Origin of the sequence: Streptomyces sp. NPDC001714 (assembly GCF_042892755.1) — a bacterium.
GTDB lineage: Bacteria > Actinomycetota > Actinomycetes > Streptomycetales > Streptomycetaceae > Streptomyces.
In genome coordinates this window covers 18,897-40,609 of the sequence record NZ_JBIAUL010000022.1, presented here as the reverse complement: position 1 = coordinate 40,609, position 21,713 = coordinate 18,897, and the positions used below count along the sequence as shown (strand labels likewise).

The 21,713-nt window shown below is 72.3% G+C and carries 19 protein-coding genes; 8 read left to right on the top strand and 11 right to left on the bottom strand.

From position 1 onward, the window contains the following. The first annotated feature begins 9 nt into the window (after positions 1–9). Together ACFY0P_RS41715 and ACFY0P_RS41710 are read left to right on the top strand one after the other, a co-directional pair. Positions 10–1,293: a 6-phospho-beta-glucosidase gene (locus ACFY0P_RS41715; protein ID WP_388926009.1), complete on the top strand. Its 1,284-nt coding sequence runs from the start codon at positions 10–12 to the stop codon at positions 1,291–1,293. Further along, on the top strand, positions 1,286–2,287 hold the full coding sequence (locus ACFY0P_RS41710; RefSeq protein ID WP_388926007.1) for an N-acetylglucosamine kinase: 1,002 nt from the start codon (positions 1,286–1,288) through the stop codon (positions 2,285–2,287). The genes ACFY0P_RS41715 and ACFY0P_RS41710 overlap by 8 nt, the downstream gene beginning before the upstream one ends. A 207-nt stretch (positions 2,288–2,494) precedes the next feature. On the opposite strand, the gene ACFY0P_RS41705 is transcribed toward ACFY0P_RS41710, so the two are convergent. Together ACFY0P_RS41705 and ACFY0P_RS41700 are read right to left on the bottom strand one after the other, a co-directional pair. Beyond that, complete coding sequence (locus tag ACFY0P_RS41705) at positions 2,495–4,402, bottom strand: glycoside hydrolase family 5 protein (RefSeq protein ID WP_388926004.1); 1,908 nt, start codon at positions 4,400–4,402, stop codon at positions 2,495–2,497. A gap of 56 nt (positions 4,403–4,458) precedes the next feature. Beyond that, positions 4,459–5,163 (bottom strand): alpha/beta fold hydrolase, encoded by a 705-nt coding sequence (locus ACFY0P_RS41700; protein WP_388926001.1) that lies wholly within the window; start codon positions 5,161–5,163, stop codon positions 4,459–4,461. 158 nt (positions 5,164–5,321) lie between these two features. On the opposite strand from ACFY0P_RS41700, the gene ACFY0P_RS41695 reads away from it, so the two are divergent. Then, positions 5,322–6,011, top strand: coding sequence for a DUF6215 domain-containing protein (locus ACFY0P_RS41695; RefSeq protein ID WP_388925998.1), 690 nt, complete (start codon positions 5,322–5,324; stop codon positions 6,009–6,011). Positions 6,012–6,101: 90 nt separating this feature from the next. Here ACFY0P_RS41695 and ACFY0P_RS41690 read toward each other — a convergent pair whose 3' ends face one another. Continuing rightward, on the bottom strand, positions 6,102–6,713 hold the full coding sequence (locus tag ACFY0P_RS41690) for a hypothetical protein (protein WP_388925995.1): 612 nt from the start codon (positions 6,711–6,713) through the stop codon (positions 6,102–6,104). Between the two features lie 500 nt (positions 6,714–7,213). Here ACFY0P_RS41690 and ACFY0P_RS41685 point away from each other — a divergent pair, with 500 nt between their 5' ends. Next, the gene (locus ACFY0P_RS41685; protein ID WP_388925992.1) at positions 7,214–7,798 is read left to right on the top strand and encodes a TetR/AcrR family transcriptional regulator; all 585 of its coding nucleotides are present in this window, start codon (positions 7,214–7,216) and stop codon (positions 7,796–7,798) included. Between the two features lie 67 nt (positions 7,799–7,865). Continuing rightward, a complete protein-coding gene (locus ACFY0P_RS41680) occupies positions 7,866–8,330 on the top strand; it encodes a PaaI family thioesterase (RefSeq protein ID WP_388925989.1) in 465 nt (154 codons plus the stop codon). Between the two features lie 128 nt (positions 8,331–8,458). Here ACFY0P_RS41680 and ACFY0P_RS41675 read toward each other — a convergent pair whose 3' ends face one another. The 4 genes from ACFY0P_RS41675 to ACFY0P_RS41660 all read right to left on the bottom strand — a co-directional run bounded on the left by ACFY0P_RS41675 (position 8,459) and on the right by ACFY0P_RS41660 (position 13,238). Beyond that, a complete protein-coding gene (locus ACFY0P_RS41675) occupies positions 8,459–10,489 on the bottom strand; it encodes an NAD(+) synthase (protein ID WP_388925986.1) in 2,031 nt (676 codons plus the stop codon). 187 nt (positions 10,490–10,676) lie between these two features. After that, positions 10,677–11,513 (bottom strand): PaaX family transcriptional regulator C-terminal domain-containing protein, encoded by an 837-nt coding sequence (locus ACFY0P_RS41670; protein WP_388925983.1) that lies wholly within the window; start codon positions 11,511–11,513, stop codon positions 10,677–10,679. Between the two features lie 85 nt (positions 11,514–11,598). Continuing rightward, entirely contained in the window at positions 11,599–12,156 is a 558-nt protein-coding gene (locus ACFY0P_RS41665; RefSeq protein ID WP_388925981.1) for a CGNR zinc finger domain-containing protein, read from the bottom strand. Between the two features lie 89 nt (positions 12,157–12,245). Next, positions 12,246–13,238, bottom strand: coding sequence for a phospholipase D-like domain-containing protein (locus ACFY0P_RS41660; protein WP_388925978.1), 993 nt, complete (start codon positions 13,236–13,238; stop codon positions 12,246–12,248). A 793-nt stretch (positions 13,239–14,031) separates the two neighbouring features. On the opposite strand from ACFY0P_RS41660, the gene ACFY0P_RS41655 reads away from it, so the two are divergent. Continuing rightward, complete coding sequence (locus tag ACFY0P_RS41655; protein ID WP_388925975.1) at positions 14,032–16,416, top strand: ATP-binding cassette domain-containing protein; 2,385 nt, start codon at positions 14,032–14,034, stop codon at positions 16,414–16,416. A gap of 89 nt (positions 16,417–16,505) precedes the next feature. After that, entirely contained in the window at positions 16,506–17,012 is a 507-nt protein-coding gene (locus ACFY0P_RS41650; protein ID WP_388925972.1) for a MarR family winged helix-turn-helix transcriptional regulator, read from the top strand. Between the two features lie 212 nt (positions 17,013–17,224). Here the strand turns inward: ACFY0P_RS41650 and ACFY0P_RS41645 are convergent, their stop codons facing one another. The 4 genes from ACFY0P_RS41645 to ACFY0P_RS41630 all read right to left on the bottom strand — a co-directional run bounded on the left by ACFY0P_RS41645 (position 17,225) and on the right by ACFY0P_RS41630 (position 20,183). Continuing rightward, the gene (locus ACFY0P_RS41645) at positions 17,225–17,662 is read right to left on the bottom strand and encodes a universal stress protein (protein ID WP_388925969.1); all 438 of its coding nucleotides are present in this window, start codon (positions 17,660–17,662) and stop codon (positions 17,225–17,227) included. A 243-nt stretch (positions 17,663–17,905) separates the two neighbouring features. Further along, positions 17,906–18,763 carry a DMT family transporter gene (locus ACFY0P_RS41640; protein WP_388925966.1) on the bottom strand — a complete coding sequence of 286 codons (858 nt, stop codon included), beginning with the start codon at positions 18,761–18,763 and terminating at the stop codon, positions 17,906–17,908. A gap of 74 nt (positions 18,764–18,837) precedes the next feature. After that, positions 18,838–19,758: an NADP-dependent oxidoreductase gene (locus ACFY0P_RS41635; protein WP_388925963.1), complete on the bottom strand. Its 921-nt coding sequence runs from the start codon at positions 19,756–19,758 to the stop codon at positions 18,838–18,840. A gap of 149 nt (positions 19,759–19,907) precedes the next feature. Continuing rightward, positions 19,908–20,183, bottom strand: coding sequence for a hypothetical protein (locus tag ACFY0P_RS41630; protein ID WP_388925960.1), 276 nt, complete (start codon positions 20,181–20,183; stop codon positions 19,908–19,910). Positions 20,184–20,372: 189 nt separating this feature from the next. On the opposite strand from ACFY0P_RS41630, the gene ACFY0P_RS41625 reads away from it, so the two are divergent. Then, the gene (locus ACFY0P_RS41625; RefSeq protein WP_388925957.1) at positions 20,373–21,608 is read left to right on the top strand and encodes an MFS transporter; all 1,236 of its coding nucleotides are present in this window, start codon (positions 20,373–20,375) and stop codon (positions 21,606–21,608) included. The last annotated feature ends 105 nt before the right edge of the window (positions 21,609–21,713 follow it).

The following is a 21,713-nucleotide window of genomic DNA, read 5'->3' as shown; positions in this document are numbered from 1 at the left end:
GGAGTACGAGTGAAGATCACCGTTGTCGGCGGTGGCAGTACCTACACGCCCGAACTCATCGAGGGCTTCGCCCGGCGCGCCGACGTGCTGCCGGTCGACGAACTCGTCCTGCACGACATCGACGCCGCGCGCCTCACCGTCATCGGCGGCCTGGCCCGCCGTATCCTCGCCCGCCAGGGCTTCCCCGGCCGGCTGACCACCACGACCGACCTCGCCGAGGCGGTGGACGGGGCCGCCGCGGTCCTCGTCCAGCTGCGGGTGGGCGGCCAGGCCGCCCGGCTGGTCGACGAGACCCTCCCGAACCGGTTCGGCCTGCTCGGCCAGGAGACCACCGGCCCCGGCGGCTTCGCCAAGGCCCTGCGCACCGTGCCGGTGGTGCTCGACATCGCGGAGGAGGTCCGCCGCCGGGCGCTGCCCGGCGCCTGGATCGTCGACTTCACCAACCCGGTCGGCATCGTAACCCGGGCCCTGCTCGACGCGGGCCACCGCGCGGTCGGCCTGTGCAACGTGGCGATCAAGTTCCAGCGGCAGCTGGCCGCCCGGCTCGGCACCGACCCCGGCCGGGTCAGGCTCGGCCACGCGGGTCTCAACCACCTGTCCTGGATCCGCTCGGTCACCGTCGACGGTGTGGACCGCCTGCCGGAACTGCTGAGCGGGCCCGCCCTCGACGAACTCGCCACGGAGCTCCGCGTCCCCGCCGGGGCCCTGCGCGACCTCGGCGCCATTCCCTCGTACTACCTCCACTACTTCTACTGCACGCAGCAGGAGGTAGGCGCCCAGCGGGCGGGCGGCCACCGGGCCGAGCGGGTCCTCGCCATCGAGAAGGAACTGCTCACCCTCTACGCCGACCCCGCCCTGGACCACAAGCCCGACCTGCTGGAGCAGCGCGGCGGGGCTTACTACAGCGAGGCCGCGGCCGCCCTGGTCACCAGTCTCCTCACCGGCGACGGCGCCCATCACTACCTCAACGTCCGCAACGACGGGCTGCTGGCCGGGCTGCCCGACGAGGCCGTGGTCGAAGTGGCCGCCGACGTCGACGCGGACGGGCCGCACCCGGTGCCCGTGCCGCCGTTGCCGCCCGAGATGCTCGGGCTGGTCCAGGCGGTCACCGCCTACGAGACGCTCGCGATCGAGGCGGCCCTGACCGGGGACCGTACGGTGGCCCGGCGGGCGCTGGTGGCCAACCCGCTGGTACGCGAATGGGGTCTCGCCGCCGGGCTCCTCGACGCCCTGCTGGAGGCCAACCGCGCCCACCTGCCCCGGTTCTTCGCGAGCGAGGCCGCCGATGCCTGAGCTGGTGGTGGGCGTCGACGGCGGGAACTCCAAGACCGACCTCGTCCTCGCCGACACCGAGGGCCGGCTGCTGTCCTGGGTGCGCGGCGCGGGCACCCGCCCGCACACCGAGGGCATGGAGACCACCACCGAACGGCTCGCCCGCCTCGGCCGGCACGCGCTCACGCAGGCGGGCCTGCCCGCCACGACCTCCATCTCGGTCGGCGCGTACTTCCTCGCGAACGTCGACCGCCGGGCCCAGGAGCGGCTGGCGCTACGGCAGTTGACCGCGCTGGGCGTTGCGGACCAGGTCCTGGTCCGCAACGACACCCTGGCCGTCCTGCGGGCCGGGGCGCCGGACGGCTGGGGAGTGGCGGTCGTCTCCGGCGCCGGTATCAACGCGGCCGCCGTCCATCCGGGCGGCCGCTCGGCCCGCTTCCTCTCCCTCGGTGACATCACCGGGGACTGGGGCGGCGGGCTGGCCGTGGCCCGGGCCGGCCTGGGCGCCGCGGTCCGCGCGGGCGACGGACGGGGACCGGCCACCCGGCTGCGCCAGGAACTGCCGGCACACTTCGGCCTGGACAGCGTGGAGGCCGTCGCGCTGGCCGTGAGCGCCGGTGAGATCCCGGTGACCGCACTGCACGGCCTGGCGCCCGTGGTCTTCGCGACCGCCGAGAGCGGCGACGCCGTGGCGCGGGGCATCGTGGAACGCCTCGGCGACGAGATCGTCGCCATGGTCACGGCGTTGCTCCGCCGCCTGCGACTGCTGCACACCCCGACCCCGGTGGTGCTGGGCGGCGGCACCCTGCAGAACGACCAGCTGCTGCTCCGGGACCACATCGGCGCCCGCCTGGCCGTCGAGGCACCGCTGGCCCGCCCCCGGGTCCTCGACGTGGCGCCGGTCGCGGGCGCGGCCGCGGAGGCGCTGGTGACCGCGGACGCCCCCACCGACGCGCGGGACCGCCTCCGCAAGACCATCGCCGCCCGAAGACCACCGGCCGTCCGCGCCGGCTGACCGCCCGGAACCACGGACACGGGTATGACGCGGCACCAGCTCCTGGATGCCATGACCCACGAGTCCGAAGGGCGGCTGCCGGTCCCGACGGGGGATCCGGCCATCGGCACGGCACGCGTCAGGCACGACGTCGTCCCGGGGACGGGCGACCAGGAGAGCCAGGTGAACCGGGGACCGGTGCGGCGGCCCGGTGACCGGCGGATCCGATCAGGTCGGCAGGGGGACACACAGGGCGGCGGCCGGCCCCTGTGCGCTCCCCACCCGGGTGGTGAAGGCGACGCCCGCGAGGTACTCGCCGGCGGCGCACTGGCCCTTGTAGGCGCCGTACGCGAAGTCGTCGCCCGCCCCGTCGGCGGGGCGGTTGTCGGAACGGTCGAACCACACCGTCCGGCCGCCGGCGCTCGACGTGGCGCGCGCGGGCGCGCACAGCACTGCCGACACCCGCTCCCCGCGACGGCTGTAGCCGATGACGAACTGGCCCGCCGGGCACTGCAGTTTGGTGTACCCGGAGGCCCAGTCGCCGCCCGCCGGGACGTACCGCTCGTCCGTGACCACCGTCTGGGCGTTGCCCGTGCCGCGCAGGTCTCCGGCAGTCGCGTCGGTGCACAGACCACGCCCGCCGGAGTGCGCGAGACCGATCAGCCGCAGCCCGTCCGGGCAGACCGCCTTGTAGGCGCCCGAGTCCCAGTCGCCAACCGCCCGCACGCGCAGCGACTCGACCTGGTCGCCGTGATCCGTGGACAGCATGCGCCAGGTCGTCCCCGGCTCGACGTACCCGGTGCGGCCGGCGGAGGCCATGAGGTGGCCCCACGCGGTCGCCCGCCAGTCGCCTCCGTCGAGGATGCCGGACCGGTGCCCGGAGGTGTTGTAGTTCAGCAGCGCCCAGTCGTCGTGGCCGGTCCAGCCGACCAGCGGCCAGTAGGCGAAGTCGGCGTCGTGGTCGGCGAAGTAGTCGGTGATGTTGCCGAACCAGGTGCGGGCGGCCGTGCCCGTCTCGCCGGCACCGATGCCGAACTCGCTGATCCAGACCGGCGCGGTGTAGTGCTTGCCCTCGGTGGTGACGAAGAACGCCTCGTCGGCGAGGGCCTGGTACAACTCGTCGCGGCTCAGGTCCTGGTAGCGCGGGTCACTGGTCTCGCCGATGCCGGTGGCGCCGCTGTGGTGCGGGCCGGTGTAGCCGTAGAAGTGGGCCGAGTAGACCAGCTTGTGGGCGTCGACGAGGGTGTTGGAGAGGGTACGTACCGGGGTGAGCATGGGGCGGCCGTGGGGGAGTCCGTCGACCGGCAGGCCGGTCCAGTTGATGCCCTCGATGACGATGAGGAGGTTCGGGTTCGCCTCGGTGAGGATGCGGTCGGCGGCGAGCTGGGCCGCCGCGTACCAGTCGTGGTCGTCGCCCAGGCCCCAGTTGGGGTCGTCGAGCACGTCCCGGCGCACCTCGTTGTACAGGTCGGCTCCGACGACACGGGAGTTCGCGGCGTAACGGCGGGCCATGAAGACCCAGTCGTCGGCCCACTGCCGGGTCGGCTGGCTGCTGTTCCAGCGCTCGTTGCCGTCGACGCCGCAGCACCAACGGGAGGTGTTGGTGTGGTTGTTGAGGATGACGGCGAAGCCCGCGCCGGTGAGCGCGGTCACGACGGCATCGTAGACCTCCAGCGGGGTCTTGCCGCGCAACTGGGGGTTGGCGGTGACCGCGGCGTCCGGCACCGGAGTGGTCGTATGGATCATCTCGTTGGAGAACGGCAGCCGGATGCTGTTGATGCCGAGTGCCTGGAAGTCCGAGAGGAGCTGCGACAGGGACGCGCGGTCCAGGCCGAGAGGGATGCCGTAGGAGTCCTGGCCGGCGTGGTGGTTCGCGGGATCGGTGCTGCTGCCGCTGCCCGTCCAGGAGCCTTGTGCGCCGTCCCAGTTGGCGGCCTTCAGGCGGAACCGGTTGCCGACGGCGTCGACGATGTAGCGGCCGCGGGTGGACAGCGGCGGCTGCCAGGTGCCGGTGGCCGACGCGGCGGGCTGCGCGGACTGCGCACCGGCGGTGGCCGGGGCGGTGCCGAACAGCGCGAGAACAAGGAAGGTGACTGTCAGGTACGCGACAAACCTGAACGATCGTGCGATCGGCATCAGCAGTCCTCTGGATGGATGTCCCGTGGGGGCGAGGCACCCTACCAAGGCGCGGGTCAGCGCAGAAGCGGTTCGTCCGACGCGCAGGCCTCGGCGGTCCACCCGTCGAGCCCGCGCTCGGGCCGCAGCAACCGCCTGATGGCGGCGGCGGAGGCGCGGTGCCAGTCACGACCGCGCCGGAGCATCGCGTGATCACCGCCCCTGAGCAGCACCATCCCGGCCTGTGCACCGGCCGAACGGGCCTGCCGCACATACGCGGCCGAGTCGGCGGGAGCGGTGGTCCGGTCACGGTCGCCGTGCAGGACGACGATCCTCGTCCCGGTGAGATCGTCCACGGGGTCACCGGGCGGACACCAGGGCGCCAGCGCGAGCACACCGCGTACCGAGGGATCGGCAGCCGCGCGCAACGCCGCCCGGCCGCCCATCGAGTGGCCGACCAGCACCACGGACGCGTCGCCGGCCAGGCCGCGCAGCTCGTCGAGGGCGCGCAAAGTGTCCTGGAGCGGGTCGGCGGCGTCGTTCCAGCCCTGGTAGCGGTAGCGCACCTGACCGATCAGCACGTCGCGGGGCGAGGAGACCGAGGCGGCGGCGCCGAGGAAGGGGAGCATGCGCAGCGCGGCCGGCTGCCAGGAACGCGCCGGACGGCGTCCGTTCTCCTGCCCGCCGTGCAGGACGAGCACCGCCGCGCGCGTCCGCTCCCGCGGTCTGCGACGCACCACCAGTGCGCTCCCGCCCGCCTGGACGACCCGTCCGTCGGTCACCGCAACCCCCTGCTGCCTCCGGCTTTCAGAGTGCTCTCGCCATCAAACACTTCCGGCGGAACCCCATGCCACCTAGAGGTGTGCGCGGCGCGTGCCTTCCCCGTGAACATCAGTTAGGCTCCACCGCGCACAGGGGACGCACAGCGGGGGTGGGGGACATGACCGAGGGCTTCGCCGAGCCCGAAAAGGACGGCAGACCGGGGCTTCAGGCGCTCGCGGCGGTGGCGTTGTTCGCCGTGGTCGTCGGCGCTCTGTGGGCGCAGAAGGAGTTCTTCCCCCAGAAGGACACGTCGAGCGAACCGGCGGCCTGCTCGAAGCCGGACGACCACCTGCCGGCCCGCTATGTCTCCGGCGCCCGGTTGTGCAAGGCGCTCAACCGGCCTGACCTGCCGGCGCTGCTGGGAACCTCGCAGGAACGGGTCGAGACCGCCGACGGCAGCGGGGAGTGGCTCACGCTCGCCGGCGGCACGAAGATCGCCGAACCCGAGGCGACGGTGACCCTGGACACGTACTCCGTGAAGCTGACGGCGTCGTACGACGACATGACCGTCTCCACGGTGGGCGACCTGATGGGCGACGCCCGCAGGACCACGGTCCTCGGGCACCCCGCCGTCCTCTACTCCAGCCCGACCATCTCCATCGGCTTCGACCTCGGCGGCGGCAAGGCGAGCACGGGCCCCGGCGGCACCGCGCGCTGCCTCCTGGTCTCCAAGCACGGCAAGGACGACGGCAAGGGCACGCTCGAAGTCGCGCTCTGGCGGCAGGACGACGTGCCGCCGGACGACACGGCCCTGGTGCGGGTCGCGGAGCAGGTACTGCCGACGGTCCCGGACTGGAACGAGCACTGACGGCTCCGGGAGGCACCGGGCGCGCCGGAGGGCCGTCCGGATCTCCGGACGGCCCGGCGGCGCAGACCGCGCCGACGCCGTATCAGGTCCTCAGGGAGCGACGGTCGTCGTGGCGACGAGGCTGTCCGCCGAGGGGAGCGCCGGCAGCGAGGGCACGGCGCCGAGGAGACCGGCGACCGCGGCGAGGATGGGAGCCAGCAGCCCGGTGACGGCGCCCACCACCCCGCCGAGATCGAGCGAGGTCAGCGAGGTGAGCAGGCTGTCGACGGCGGCCTGGATCGCGTTCACCAGGTCCGAGACGGGGTCCGCCGCACGGGGCGCGGCCCGGTGCGCGCGGTCGGCGGAGCCGGCGTCCAGGTGCCGCAGCCGCTCCTGGACCGTGCTGCTCCACTCGCGCAGCGCCTTCGCGTAGGCGGCGGCCCGCGCCGGGTCGATGCGGTCGCCCTGCGCCGTGACGAGGTTGGGCAGTGTGTCCAGCAGGGGTGTCAGTGCGCGGTCGTAGCGCGTCGTGTCCGCTCCGCCGATCCGGTCGAGGAGCGTGGCGAGATCGGTGCCGGACCGCAGAGCCGTCTGCGCGACACCGGGTCCCGTCGATTCTCGGCCCGCTTCGGCGGCGGCTGCGGAGGCGGCCGCCGGGCCGAGAACCAGGGCGGCACAGACCAGGGGGGAGACGAGGAGGCCGCGGGAGACTAGGGCGGGCATGGGGTTCCTTTCGAGAACTGCTGTCTTGTGCCCACCCTGGAAAGCGGGGTGCGGCCCCGCAACCGGTCACGGGCCCCGCGGCAGGTCTGCCGTGCCTTGGTGAAGACCCTGACCAGGTGGTTTGCTCCGCTACGGGGCTCCGTCCGGGTGCCGGTCGGATGTTCGGCCGTCAGAGTGCGCTCGGCCGACGGCGTGGGCCGCGCATACGAAGGGCCCCGCCCCTGACGGATCAGGGGCGGGGCCCTTCGAGTGGAGCGCCGGGCAGGCCTTGCACCTGCATTTCCCCGCAGGAAGCGGGGCGTCTTTCCTTGGACCACCAACGCAACGCGCGCCACCCGCAGTTGGGTGCCTCGCTCAAGATCGATTCTACCCCGACCGCGGTGCCGACCACAAACCCGGGGCGGGTGCCCCCTGTCCGCCCTTGCATGTTCTATGGCACACACCATAAGTTACCGCGAGGTAAGGGCGTGATGTGTCTCCCGGAGAGGAGTCGTGGCCGCATGAGTCCACGGGTGAGCGACAGCCGCGAACGGATGCTCCGCGGCGCCTCGGAGCTGCTGCGCGAGTACGGCGCCGGCGCGACCAGCATCGACCGGGTCCTCGCCCGTACCGGCGCGCCCCGCGGCTCCGTCTACCACCACTTTCCCGGTGGGCGCGCACAGTTGATCGAGGAGGCGGTGACCCGGTCGGGTGACCACATGGCGAGGTGGATCGACGCCGCCATGGAGGCCGCGGACCCCTTGGCGGCGGTCGACTCCTTCTTCGCGCTGTGGCGGGAGCGGCTGGCGGAGAGCGGCTACCGCGTCGGCTGCCCGGTCGTGGCCGTGGCCGCGGAGACCAACGACGAGGCACCCCAGCTGGCCCGCTCCGCCGCCGCCGTCTTCGCCCGCTGGCAGGAGGCGCTGGCCGTGCACTTTCGCCGGCACGGTCTCCCAGCGGCGCGCAGCGCCCGGCTGGCGGCCTTCGTGATCGCCGCCCTCGAAGGTGCCGTGATCATGTGCCGTGCCGAGCGGACGACCGCGCCGTTGGACGCGGCCGCCGCCGAACTGCGCGAACTGCTGACCCACGCCTTCCACGACCGGTGACCACCACTGCGGCCCGCCCGGCAGGCGGACCGGCCCGCACCACCACGAGCACCCCGAGGAGCCATCCGTGTCCACCACCGACCTCGCCGCCCTGTCCGGCCTCGAACTGATGCGCTGGATACAGTCCGCGCGGCCGACCGACACCGTGACCCCGTCCATCGGCCGGCTGCTCGGCATGCGCTTCGAGGAGGTGGAGCACGGCCGCATGGTGATCTCGCTCGACACCCGCCCCGACTTCGCCAACCCCCTCGGCATCGTCCACGGCGGCATCGCGGCCACCCTCCTCGACTCCGCGATGGGCTGTGCCGTACACACCACGCTGCCCGCCGGTGTCGGCTACACGACCCTCGAACTCAAGGTCAACTACATCCGTGCCGCCCACACCGGGGGCCAGACCCTCACGGCCGAGGGAAACGTCATCCACGTCGGCCGCTCCACCGCCACGGCCGAGGGAAAGGTGCGCGACGAGCGCGGGAAACTGATCGCCCACGCGACCACCACCTGCCTCGTCATGCACCCGGCCGGGGACTGACGCGGACCGGACCCGGGCCCACGCGCGGAGCCCCGCACCCGACGGACCGGGTGCGGGGCTCCGCGCGTGACGGACCGGACCCGACGGACCGGGTGCCGGGCTCCGCGCGTGACGGACCGGACCCGCGGCTACTCCGGGACGCGGGCCAGATCGTGCAGCCAGGCCTTCGCCGAACTGTCCGACGGAGCACGCCAGTCGCCGCGCGGGGAGAGCGAACCGCCCGCCGAGACCTTCGGTCCGTTCGGCATCGCCGAGCGCTTGAACTGGGCGAAGGCGAAGAAGCGACGGCAGAAGTACTCCAGCCAGTGCCGGATCTCCGCCAGGTCGTACGCCTTGCGCTCGGCCTCGGGGAAGCCGGGCGGCCAGGCGCCCGCGTCCCGGTCGTGCCAGGCGTGCCAGGCCAGGAAGGCGATCTTCGCCGGCCGGAACCCGTGCCGCAGCACCTGGTAGAGCGTGAAGTCGTGCAGCGCGTACGGGCCGATCTTGGACTCGGTGGACTGCAGCTCCTCACCCGGCACCAGCTCCGGGCTGATCTCCGTGTCGAGGATCGCAGCCAGGGTCCTGCCGGTCTCCGCGTCGAACTGCTCGCTGCTGATGACCCAGCGGATCAGGTGCTGGATCAGCGTCTTCGGCACCCCGGAGTTGACGTTGTAGTGGCTCATCTGGTCGCCGACGCCGTACGTCGACCAGCCCAGCGCCAGCTCCGAGAGATCGCCCGTACCGAGGACGATGCCACCGCGCTGGTTGGCCAGCCGGAACAGGTAGTCGGTGCGCAGACCCGCCTGCACGTTCTCGAAGGTCACGTCGTAGACCGGCTCGCCGGCGGCGAACGGATGGCCCATCTCCTGCAGCATCAGCCGCGCGGTCGGCGTGATGTCCAGCTCGGCCGCGGTCACGCCGAGCGAGTTCATCAGGCGGTGGGCGTTGCCCTTGGTGTGCTCGCCGGTCGCGAAGCCCGGCAGGGTGAAGGCGAGGATGTCGCTGCGCGGGCGCCCCGCGCGGTCCATGGCACGGGCGGCGACGATCAGTGCGTGCGTGGAGTCGAGGCCGCCGGAGACGCCGATGACCACCTTCGGGCCGCCGATCGCGGCCAGCCGCTGCTGGAGCGCGGCGACCTGGATGTTGTACGCCTCGTAGCAGTCCTGGGCCAGCCGCTGCGGGTCGGCCGGCACGAAGGGGAAGCGCTCCACCCGGCGGCGCAGCCCGAGGTCGGCCGCCGGCGGGTCGAGCCGGAAGGCAACGGTCCGGAAGTCGCCGGTGCGGGCCGCGTGGGTACGGCGGTTGTCGTCGAACGAGCCCATCCGGGCCCGTTCCTGCCGCAGCAGGTCCAGGTCCACGTCGGCCACCGCGTACTGGTCGTCCAGCGGGAACCGGTCCGTCTCGGCCAGCAGCGCGCCGTTCTCGTAGATCATGGTCTGGCCGTCCCAGGACAGGTCCGTCGAGGACTCGCCGAGCCCGGCCGCCGCGTAGACGTACGCGGCGAGACAGCGCTGCGACGCGGAGCGGCACAGCAGCTTCCGGTCCTCCGCCCGGCCGACCGTGATCGGGCTGCCCGAGAGGTTGAGCAGCACGGTCGCGCCGGCCAGCGCCGCCTCCGCGCTGGGCGGCACCGGCACCCACATGTCCTCGCAGACCTCGGCGTGCAGGACGAGACCGGGGACGTCCTCCGCCTCGAACAGCAGGTCCACCCCGAACGGCACGCTCTCGCCGCCGATCCGGACGGTGCCGCCCCGCTCGTCGTCGCCCGCGGCGATCTGGCGCCGCTCGTAGAACTCCCGGTAGTTCGGCGGGTACGACTTGGGGGCGACCCCGAGGATCCGGCCGCGGTGCACGAACACCGCGCAGTTGTAGACCCGGTTGCGGTGCCGCAGCGGGGCGCCGACGACGAGGACCGGCAGCAGTCCGGCCGAACCGGCCCGCACCGCCTCGACGGCCTCCTCGACCTGGTCGAGCACCGCGTCCTGGAGCAGCAGGTCCTCGATCGAGTAGCCGGTCAGGCCGAGCTCGGGGAAGACCGCCACCGCGACACCCTCCTCGGCGCAGCGACGGGCCTGCCGCAGGACCGCCTCGGCGTTGGCGAGCGGGTCGGCGATGACGGTGTGGCCCGTGCACGAGGCGACGCGCGCGAAGCCGTGTTCATAGATCGACCAGAAGTTCAACGGGGCTTCCTCGGGAGAGACGGACACGGTGCGGATGCCGGACAGGGAGCGTCGCCGTACCCGGGGACCACCCTCTCCTTCGACGGTCTGGCGAACTTCCTGCCCCCAGCAGCATAGATCGCCCGGTGATCTGGGCTGACCAGGGATTCTGCACAGACCGCACACCCCCTCCAGCACGCGCGGCGGGTCACAGGGGCGCGGTCTCCAGCAGGGCCGCGGCCATCCGGCGGGCCGGGGCCTCGGTCTCGGCCGCGACACGGTGGAACGCCGTCTCCGCCTCGTGGGCCGGCCAGTCGGCGGGCAGGTGCCGGACGGGGAGCCGCGGATCGGTGCGGATGATGCCCAGCCACTCGCTGACCAGCCGCAGCCGGGTGACGACCGGGTCGTCTCCCGGGCCGGCGCACCACGCCTCCCAGCGGGTGCGGAAGTCCTCGTACCGGGCCGCGACCGACTCCAGGTCCCAGGTGTCGCGGATCATGAGGTCGATGTCCGTCGCCTCGTCGGCCAGCGCGTGGAAGATCTTCACGTGGGCGGAGAGCCCGAGTTCGGCCACGACGGCGCAGACGTCCACCCGGCCGGGCGCGATCCACAGGCCGCTGTAGAGCGGCCCGAAACCCGACCAGCCGAGCTGGGAACGCAGATCGTGCCGCTGGCGCTGCCACGACTCCGGCAGCGAGAAGCCGAGCAGGGTCCAGGAGCCGTCCCAGTCGTCGTTGACGGCGCCGGTCTCCCAGATGCGGCGCCGTCCGTCGTGCAGGATCTGGGTGGCGAGGGGCGTCAGGCCGAAGTACGTCTTGCGGCCCTGCCGTTGGCGTTGCAGCAGGTTCCGGTTGACCATGCGGGTGAGCGTGGAGCGTACGGCCTGCTCGCCGACGCCCGCCCGGCCCAGAACCGTGATGATGCTGCCCGAGTAGACGGCCAGCGGCCCCTGCTCCAGTACGTGGTTGCCGAAGAAGGCGAGCAGGAGCGACTGTGGCCGGGGCTGCGGGGCGTCCAGAAGTTCTGGGACGATCTCGGCGTTCACGTGCGCAAGATTACGGCCACGTGCAGGAAGCGCGGGGCGCGAGCCGAACCCGCGGGAGGAGCCGACCGGTCACCTGCTCGGCCGGTCACGCGGTGCCCTGGGCCTGCTTCTTCCGGGCCCGGTACGCGGCCGCCTTGATCCGGTTGCCGCAGGACTCCATGCCGCACCAATGGCGGCGCATGCCCCGGGAGCGGTCTATGTAGACGCGGGTGCACTCGGGGTTGCCGCACTCCTTGAGCAGCGGCGCGTCCGGCCCGCTCAGCAGCTCCACGGCCAGCCGCGCGACGCTCGACAGCGCGGCTTCCGGTGCCGCGACGGTCCACCGTCCCTCCACGGTGAGCTGGGGTGTCGCCGACGGCTTGCGGGCGGCGCCGTTGACCACGGCCAGGGACTCCGTGTCGTACGGCGTGCCCAGGCGGCGGGCGGTGAGGAGCCGGTACAGGGCCTCGCGTACGGCGACGGCCCGCGCCACGTCGTCGTCCTGGCTGGGGGAGACGGCGTCGACGAGTCCGGACTCGACGTACCAGGAGTCCAGACGCTCGGGCGAGACGAACATCTCGAAGCCGGCCGTGCGGCGCGCCCTGAGGGTGGCGGCGAAGTCGAGGGCCGGGTGCCCGCAGACGAAGACATGCTCCAGATTCACGTCACCATGCTGACGGGTGACGCGGCGGCGGGCAACACCTGTCCCGGCCGTGCCGAAGCACGGCCGGGACAGGCCGTGAACCCGGACCGCTACGCGGCGGTGCCGCCCGAGTAGTCGCTGTTGAACGTGGTCTCGACGGTCGTGGCCACCGACTGCGCCACCCCGGTGCCCGTGAGGATGATGCCCAGCTCACGGTTGTTGGAGAGGGAGTTGCTGCTGATGTTCATGGAACCGGCCTCCACCTCCTGGGTGGACAGGCCGTAGTCGGCGACCATGGCTTTGGCGTGGATGTAGAAGCCGGCGGGGTCGGAGTAGCCGACGACCGTGCCGCCGGCGGACTTGATCGAGGAGACCTCGCTGGAGTAGTCGGACGGGGTCTCGAGGACGACGCGCACCTTCACGCCCGCCTTGGCTCTGGCGACGATGGCGTTGACCACCGTGCTGTCGCTGAACTCCAGCTCCTCGACGTCGAGCGTCTTGGTGGCGGCGTTGATCACGGTCAGCAGGCGGCTGCGCGAGTCGGTGGGGGACCAGAGCAGGTGGTCGCCGTCGGTGGGGGTGATCGAGGTGCCGGCGTAGTCGGCGTTGAAGACCTTCTCGATCGCCGCGACGTCCCGGGTGTCGTCGGTGAAGACGCCGTAGTCCCGGCCGGTCGAGTAGTACTGGGAGGTCAGGTTGCCGGTCAGGACCAGCGACTTGGTGCCGTCGACCGTGATGGTCTTCTGGTGCGTGTAGACGAAGCCGGACGGCGACCACACCACGCCCACGCCCGCGTTCGTGAGGGAGGTGTAGGCGGAGTTGTTGGCGCTCTTGTGCGCCTGGTCCAGGACGACCCGCACGGTGACGCCCTTGTTCTTCAGGGCTATGAGGTCGTTGACGGCCGTGGTGTCCTCCAGCTCGTACATCGTCATGTCGAGCGAGCTGGTGGCCGAGTTGATGAAGTCGTAGATCGTGGGCTCGCTGCTGCTGAGCGAGAAGGCGAACGCGGAGTAGCTCGCTGCGTTCGCGGGGACCGCGGTGGCGACCACGACCGCACTGGCCGCCAGGGCGACACCCGCGCGACCGAGAAGCTTCGACAGCATGGACGTGACTCCTAGTCGAATAGACGCTCACGTGGGGGGTGGGTGAGCGTGGGCATGACACCACGCGCGTAGACTTTCAAGGAAGGGAAGCCGGGTGAACTCGCCGTTACCTGTGCGGCGTACGGGCGGACAAACCGGACTCGGTGCAGGTGAGGGCCGGTTCATGGACACCCCGCGAGAACGCAAAATCTTCGTAGCCGAACACCCGGGAGAAGCGGGAGAACGCGGGCCGGCCCGTTCGGTCACATCCCCGCCGTGTCCGTGGCGCGGATCGTGCCGGTCGTGATCCCGCCACCTCCGGCTGCCGCGACGCCACACCAACTCCGGTACCTCCCAGGGAGCCTCACGTGACGTCACTCCAGCCGGCCGGCCGTGCGGTGCACTTCCTGGACCCCGGGGACTCGTGCGCGACTGGCTGACCAGCCCCGCCTGGCGCGGTGACTGCGACGACCTGTCCCGGGTGCCGTCGGTCGGCTCGCGGTGGACGGCTGCTTCGCCGAGTTCATCGAGGCCCTCTCCGCCCCCGACTTCGGCCGGGACCGGCCCGGCGATCCACAGGTGGATGGACGACCCGGGACGGCCGCCTGCTGCACCTCGCCTGGAGCGGGGCGTTCACCGTCGACGGCGCGCTGCCGACCCGGAACCCGACCTGCGACGGAGCCGCCCCGGCATCGCCCCCCATGACCGGGGGCGGCGAGGCCGGTCAGGAATGGAGAAGCGTTAGTCTTCCTCCCCGGCTAGCGTGGCGGCGATCGACCGAAGCCCCGCGCAGCAGACGGAGACGGGTTTGAGCATGGCCAGAGAGACCGAGAAGACGACGTCCACGCCGCACGTGGCCGACAGCCACGGCCTGATCCGCGTGCACGGCGCGCGGGAGAACAACCTCAAGGACGTCAGCATCGAGATCCCGAAGCGCCGGCTGACGGTCTTCACCGGAGTCTCCGGCTCGGGCAAGAGCTCGCTGGTGTTCGACACCATCGCCGCCGAGTCGCAGCGGCTGATCAACGAGACCTACCCCGCCTTCGTCCAGGGCTTCATGCCCAACCTGGCCCGCCCCGAGGTGGACGTCCTCGAGGGACTGACCACCGCGATCATCGTCGACCAGCAGCGGATGGGCGGCGACCCGCGCTCCACCGTCGGCACCGCCACCGACGCCAACGCCCTGCTGCGCATCCTCTTCAGCCGCCTCGGCACACCGCACATAGGCTCGCCCAAGGCGTTCTCCTTCAACATCGCCTCGATCAGCGGGGCGGGTGCCGTCACCGTCGAACGCGCCGGGCAGAAGGTGAAGGAGCGCCGCAGCTTCAGCATCACCGGCGGCATGTGCCCGCGCTGCGAGGGCCGGGGCGCCGTCACCGACCTCGACCTCGCCCAGCTCTACGACGAGACGCTGTCCCTGAACGAGGGCGCGATCACCGTCCCCGGCTACAAGGGCGGCGGCTGGAACTCCCGCCTCTACATCGAGTCCGGCTTCTTCGACCCGGACAAGCCGATCAGCAAGTTCACCAAGAAGGAGCTGCAGGACTTCCTGCACCGGGAGCCGACCCGGATGAAGATCGCGGGCATCAACATGACCTACGAGGGTCTGATCCCGCGCATCCAGAAGTCGATGCTCTCCAAGGACAAGGAGTCGATGCAGCCGCACATCCGTGAGTTCGTGGAGCGCGCGGTCACCTTCGCCACCTGCCCGGACTGCGACGGCACCCGGCTGAGTGAGGGCGCCCGTTCCTCGAAGATCGACGGGATCAGCATCGCCGACGCCTGCGCGATGCAGATCAGCGACCTCGCCGAGTGGGTGCGCGGCCTCGACGAACCCTCGGTCGCACCGCTCCTCGCCACCCTCCGGCACACCCTGGAGTCGTTCGTGGAGATCGGCCTCGGCTATCTCTCGCTCGACCGGCCGGCCGGCACCCTGTCCGGCGGCGAGGCCCAGCGCACCAAGATGATCCGCCACCTCGGCTCCTCGCTCACCGACGTCACCTACGTCTTCGACGAGCCCACCACCGGCCTGCACCCGCACGACATCCAGCGCATGAACGGCCTGCTGCTGCGGCTGCGCGACAAGGGCAACACCGTGCTCGTCGTGGAGCACAAGCCGGAGGTCATCGCCATCGCCGACCACGTCGTCGACCTCGGCCCCGGCGCCGGGGCGGGCGGCGGCACGGTCTGCTTCGAGGGCACCGTCGAGGCCCTGCGCACCGGCGGCACCATCACCGGCCGCCACTTCGACGACCGGGCCGCCCTCAAGGGCACGGTCCGCAAGCCCACCGGCACGCTCGAGATCCGCGGCGCGAGCACGCACAACCTCCAGGGCGTCGACGTCGACATCCCGCTCGGCGTCCTGGCCGTCGTGACCGGTGTCGCGGGCTCCGGCAAGAGCTCCCTGGTGCACGGCTCGATCCCGGCCGGCGCCGGGGTGATCTCCGTGGACCAGGGCGCCATCCGCGGCTCCCGGCGCAGCAACCCGGCGACGTACACCGGACTGCTCGACCCGATCCGCAAGGCCTTCGCCAAGGAGAACGGCGTCAAGCCGGCCCTGTTCAGCTCCAACTCCGAGGGCGCCTGCCCCACCTGCAACGGCGCCGGCGTGATCTACACCGACCTGGCGATGATGGCCGGCGTCGCCACCACCTGCGAGGACTGCGACGGGAAGCGGTTCGAGGCGTCCGTCCTCGACTACCACCTCGGCGGCCGCGACATCAGCGAGGTGCTCGCGATGCCGGTGACCGAGGCCGAGGAGTTCTTCGCCGCGGGCGAGGCGCACACCCCGGCCGCCCACCGCATCCTCCAGCGGCTCACGGACGTCGGCCTCGGCTACCTCACCATCGGCCAGCCGCTCACCACCCTGTCCGGCGGTGAGCGCCAGCGCCTCAAGCTCGCCACGCACATGGCCGACAGGGGCGGCGTCTACGTCCTCGACGAGCCGACCGCGGGCCTGCATCTCGCCGACGTCGAGCAGCTCCTCGGGCTGCTGGACCGGCTGGTCGACTCCGGCAAGTCGGTCATCGTCGTGGAACACCACCAGGCGGTCATGGCCCACGCCGACTGGATCATCGACCTCGGCCCGGGCGCCGGCCACGACGGCGGCCGCATCGTCTTCGAGGGCACCCCGGCCGACCTGGTGACCGCCCGTTCCACCCTCACCGCACAGCACCTCGCGGAGTACGTCCGCGCCTGAGCCGGGCCGCACCGAGGAGGCGAGGACTCCTCGGTGCGGCCGCTCGCAAGAGGTTTGAATATTCAAACGTCAGTGGTTAGGCTGCGCCCATGACCACGACGCCACGCTGGCTGAACCCCGAGGAACGACGGGCGTGGCTCGCCTACGTCCAGTTCTCCACGCATCTGTCCGACCACCTGAACCGCCAGCTGCGGCGGGACGCGGGGATGACGCACGCCGACTACACCCTGCTCGTCCACCTGTCCTCGGTCCAGGACCACAGCCTGACCATGTCCGAGCTGGCCGAACGCCTGAAGATCACCCGAAGCCGCCTCACGCATGCGGTGACCCGCCTCCAGGAGGCCGGCTACGTCGACCGCCGCGAGGACACCGTCAACCGCCGCAACCAGCACGCCGTCCTCACCCCGGCCGGCATGAGCCTCCTGGAGCGCGCGGCCCCCGGCCATGTCGAGGCGGTCCGCCGAGCCGTCTTCGACGCCCTCACCCCCGAGCAGGTCACCCAGTTCGCCGCCATCGGCGAGGCCGTCAACACCGCCCTGCAGCGCATGGACGCCGACACCGACGAACAGGAGGCGCTGCCCTGGCGCCGCCGGTAGCGCAACGCGCCCCCGAGGGGGCGCTGGGGGTACCCCGGCCGAAGGCCGGGGGAGGAACTGCGCGACCGGCCACGACGGCGCCGCGGTCGGCAGACGGCATGTCGCGGCACCAGCAGATCGCTCAGCACAGCGCCCACCGCACCGGTACGGCCCGAAAACCCGGAGCCCTCCGCGGCCGAAGAATCCGCAGCGGGCCCCGGGGCGGTGGCCGGTCAGTCCTCTTCGTGGCCCTCCGGGGCCAGCAGGATCGCCGTGTTGGTGCGGTGCGCCACGGCGTCGCTGACCCGCGGGTCGAACAGCGCCTCGACGGAGCTCCGGTGGTGGGGGCTCAGGACGATGAGATCGGCCGCGAACTCCTCGGCGGTGTCGGCGATGGTGGTCGCGACCTGGGTGGTAAGCCCCCTGACGAGGGTCCCCTCGGCCTTGACGCCCTGGTCGCGCAGGGCCGTCAGCGACTCGTCGAGGACGGCCTTGGCCTCGGCGTCCTCCTCCAGAGGCACGATCGCGGCGACGGACGCGGCGGAGGCGATGACGTGTACGACGCGGACCTCGGCGTCCGTCAGCCGGGCCAGCTCGCCGGCCAGCCGTACGGCGGAGCGGCGGGCGGGGCTGGGATCGACGGCGACGAGGATGCGCTGGAACACGGACACTCTGTTTCCCCTTCCGGGGGCCTGGAAGGTCTTCTCGGTGGTCAGGGACGCCAAATCACGGCGTGACGGGTCGGCGCGTCCGGCGCCGAACGAGTTCTTCCAGCCCCACCCTATGATCATCGCACCGGTCGTCGGCGCGACGGACAGCGGCCCGTGTAACAGCCACTGAACTGCCGCCGGCCCGACGGTATCGACCGCGCGGCCGACCGTGCGGACGTACCCGCGGCGATCCTGTGGTCCCTTTCACCGCATGACGTCGACGAGGTGCGGGACGACACGGGTCAGCCGGGTCACGCCCCACAGGATCAGGCCGGCGCCGGCCACCTCGGGCAGCAGCCACCACCCGGTGCGGACCGACTCGTCGAACAGGGCGACGCCGAGGAGCAGGCTCACCGCCGCGTCGCCGATCGTCAGCGCGGGCTGGGAGGCGACGAGCGGACCGGCCTGCAGCGCGTTCTCCAGGAGCAGCAGCGCCGCGATCCCGGTGAGCGCGAAGCCGTAGGTCTGCCAGGCGGTGAGGAAGGCGGCCAGGCCGTCGTCGGCGAGACGGCCGGTGGCCGACTTCATGAGCGCGGCGGTCAGCGCGTTGCCGATCGCGGCCCCCGTGGCCAGCGCCGCCGCGCGAAACAGCGGCGACGACGAGGACCGCACGAGCAGCACGGTGACGGCGATGGCGCCCAGGGTGAGAGCGAGGGCCGGGATCCAGCGCTGCATGGACGCCTGCTGACGGCCGCCGGACGGGGCCGCCGAGGCGAGCAGCAGGGCCAGGCCGGCCACCACCACGGCGATCGTCCGCCAGCCCTCCGGACTGGGCCTGCGATGCATCAGCGGCACGGCGATCAGCAGCGCGAACGGCAGTTCCAGCATGAACAGGGGCTGGACCAGCGCCATGGGCCCGTTGACCAGGGCGAGCGCCTGGAAGACCGCGGCCCCCGCCACGCCGACGATACCGACGGCCCAGGCCGGCCGCCGCATGAGTGCCAGCAGCAGGCGAAGCCCACTGCGGCCGGGCACGGCCGACGCGGCCTTGCGCTGGAAGGCCGTGCCCGCCGCGTTGCTGACGGCACCCAGGACGGCGAAGAGCACGGCGAGCACCATCATGGTTCCAGCATGCCCGCTGCGCCCCGCCCGCTCAGCCCCGGGAGCCGCCGGCCGCCGCAGGACCGGAGCGTGCACTACGGCCGGAGCACGATCTTGCCCTGGGGGTGCCCCTGCTCCAGCTCACGGAACGCCTCCCGCACCTGTTCCAGCGGGTAGACGCGGGCGATCGGGACGTCCAGCTCGCCCCGTGCGGCGAGCCGCGCGAGTTCACCGACCACGACCGCGGCCGCGGCCGACCCCTCCCCGTAGGTCCGGGCGCCGACCCGGGCCGCGGCCGACCAGTCGCGGATGGTGTTGATCCGTTCGGGCCGTACGCCCAGGTCCACGGCCATGTCCACGTAGCCGTCGCCGAAGGTGTCGATGAACGCGTCGACGTCCTTGCCCCCGGCGGCCTTCCGGATCCGCTCGGCCGCACCCTCCCCGTAGCCGACCGGCACGACGCCGTGGGCCGCCAGCCAGGCGTGGTTCGCCTCGCTCGCCAGCCCGACGACGGTGGCACCGCGCCGCCGCGCGAGCTGTACGGCGATTGACCCCACGCCACCGGCCGCGCCGGACACCACGACGGTCTCCTCCGGCCGCAGGTCCACCGCGAACACGGCGGCGTACGCGGTGGTGCCGGCCACGTACAGCGATCCGGCCACCTCCCAGGGCAGTCCCTCCGGACGGGACACGAGGTTGACGTCCTCGGCCACGACGTACTCCGCGTGGCTCGCCCTGCCGTGGGTGAAACCGAGGACCTCGTCGCCCACCGCGAAGCCGCGCACCTCGGGTCCTGCCGCCACCACGACCCCGGCCAGATCGCTGCCCTGCCCGGAGGGGAACGTCGCGGGCCAGCGTCCGTGCCGGGCACCCTCGCGGATCATCACCTCACCGGGCTGGATCCCGGCCGCGCGGACCTCGACCAGCACCTGCCCCGGGCCCGGCGCCGGCCGTTCGACCTCCTCCACCCGCAGCACCTCGATCCCGCCGTACGCGTGGAACCGCACCGCCTTCATCGCGTGATCACCGTTCTTCCTCGCTGAGAGAAGCCCTGGCCGACGAGCCGCGGGCCGGCCAACCGCCGACCGCGGCTCCGCGTTCAACGACCCGGCGGCGCGACTCTCTTCCCGGGACCGGACTCGAAGCGCGTCAAGGCCCGGGAGATTCAGGCGAGTTGCCCGGCGGGCGGGTCGCCGGCCAGGAACGCGGCCAGCTCCGTCCGGCCGGGCGCCGTGGCCGGGCCGCGACGGGTCACCGAGAAGGCCGCCGCCGCGTTGGCGCCGCGCGCGGCCGTCAGCGGGTCGAACCCCTGGCCGAGCAGGGCGAGGAAGGCGCCGACGTGCGCGTCGCCGTCGACGAGGCCGAGATCACCTGGTGGGGACTGTGCGCGGAGTGCCGGCGGGCCACCGCACAGCAGTAGGCCCAGCCGACACTCCCTCACGTGACACAGGTCACCCCGTCGCGTGAGCCGATTCAGGAATGCACGCCGGCCGCATCCCGCTGCAACGTTCTTGGGGTGGACTGGGCAAGGGCGCTCGGTGCGGCCGGCCACGGAGGGCGAAGAAGCCATTCGCTTCCGTCCGGGCATCCCTCCCGAACCCGCCGTCCCCGAAAGGTTCCCCCGCTCACCATGCCTCTGGCTCTGCTGGCCCTTGCCGTCGTCACGTTCGGCATCGGCACCACCGAGTTCGCCACCATGGGCCTGCTGCCCCAGATCGCGGACGGCGTCGGGGTGTCGGTGCCGCACGCCGGCAACCTCGTCTCCGCCTACGCCCTCGGCGTCGTCATCGGCGCCCCGCTGCTGACCGGCATCGGCGCCCGCGTGCCCCACAAACGGCTGCTGCTCCTGCTGACCGGGCTCTTCGTGGTGGGCAACACGGCGTCCGCGCTCGCCCCTGACTTCGGCCTGCTGTTCGCCGCCCGCTTCCTGGCCGGACTGCCGCACGGCGCCCTCTTCGGTGTGGGCGCTGTCGTCGCCTCCCGGCTGGTGGCCGCCGACCGCGCGGCACGCGCCGTCTCCCGGGTCTTCCTCGGCCTCACCATCGCCAACATCGTCGGCGTCCCCGCCGGCACCGCCCTCGGCCAGCACCTGGGCTGGCGGTACGCCTACTGCGCGGTCGCCGTCATCGGCCTCGTGGCGCTCCTCGCGCTCGCCCTGCTCGTACCCCACCAGTCGCGGGGCCCGCAGGCCGGCATCCGGCAGGAACTGCGCGCGATGGGCAACCGGCAGGTCTTCATCGGCCTGGCCACCGCCGTCGTCGGGTTCGGCGGCTTCTTCGCCGTCTACAGCTATCTCGTCCCGATGCTGACGCACCTGACGGGCCTCTCCGACGCCTCCACCACCTGGGTCCTCGCCCTCTACGGCGTCGGCATGACCCTCGGCACCCTGCTCGCCGGCCCCCTGACCGACCGCGCCCTGCGCCCGACCCTGTACGCCGGGATCGTCCTGCTGGGGGCCGCGCTGGTGACGTTCTACTTCACCGTCCACAGCACGGTGCCGGCCCTGGTGACGGTCACCTTCATCGGCGCGATGGGCGCGCTCATCACCACGCCCGTCCAGATGCTGCTGATGATCAACGCGAAGGACGCCCCCACGATGGCGGCCGCCTCCAACCACTCCGCCTTCAACATGGCCAACGCGGCCGGCGCCTGGCTCGGCGGCCTGGTCATCTCTGCGGGCTGGGGCTGGGCGGCGCCCAACCTGGTCGGCGCGGCCCTCGCGGTGGCAGGTCTGGGGCTGGCCGTCACCGGCGGCCTCCTGGACCGCGGCGACCGCCCCTCGAAGGTGGTCACCGTCCAGGAACCCGCGGAGCCGGACCGCCCCGCCGCACCCGCTCAGGGCGTGACCGAGCCGAACCGAGGCTGACCTAGTCGGTCGCGGCGTTGTCGGAGTCGGAGTCGGAGTCGGTCGAGTAAGCGGATTGAGCTGATGGGTCTTCGGGCCCCCGACGGACGGGAGCGGACCCTCACG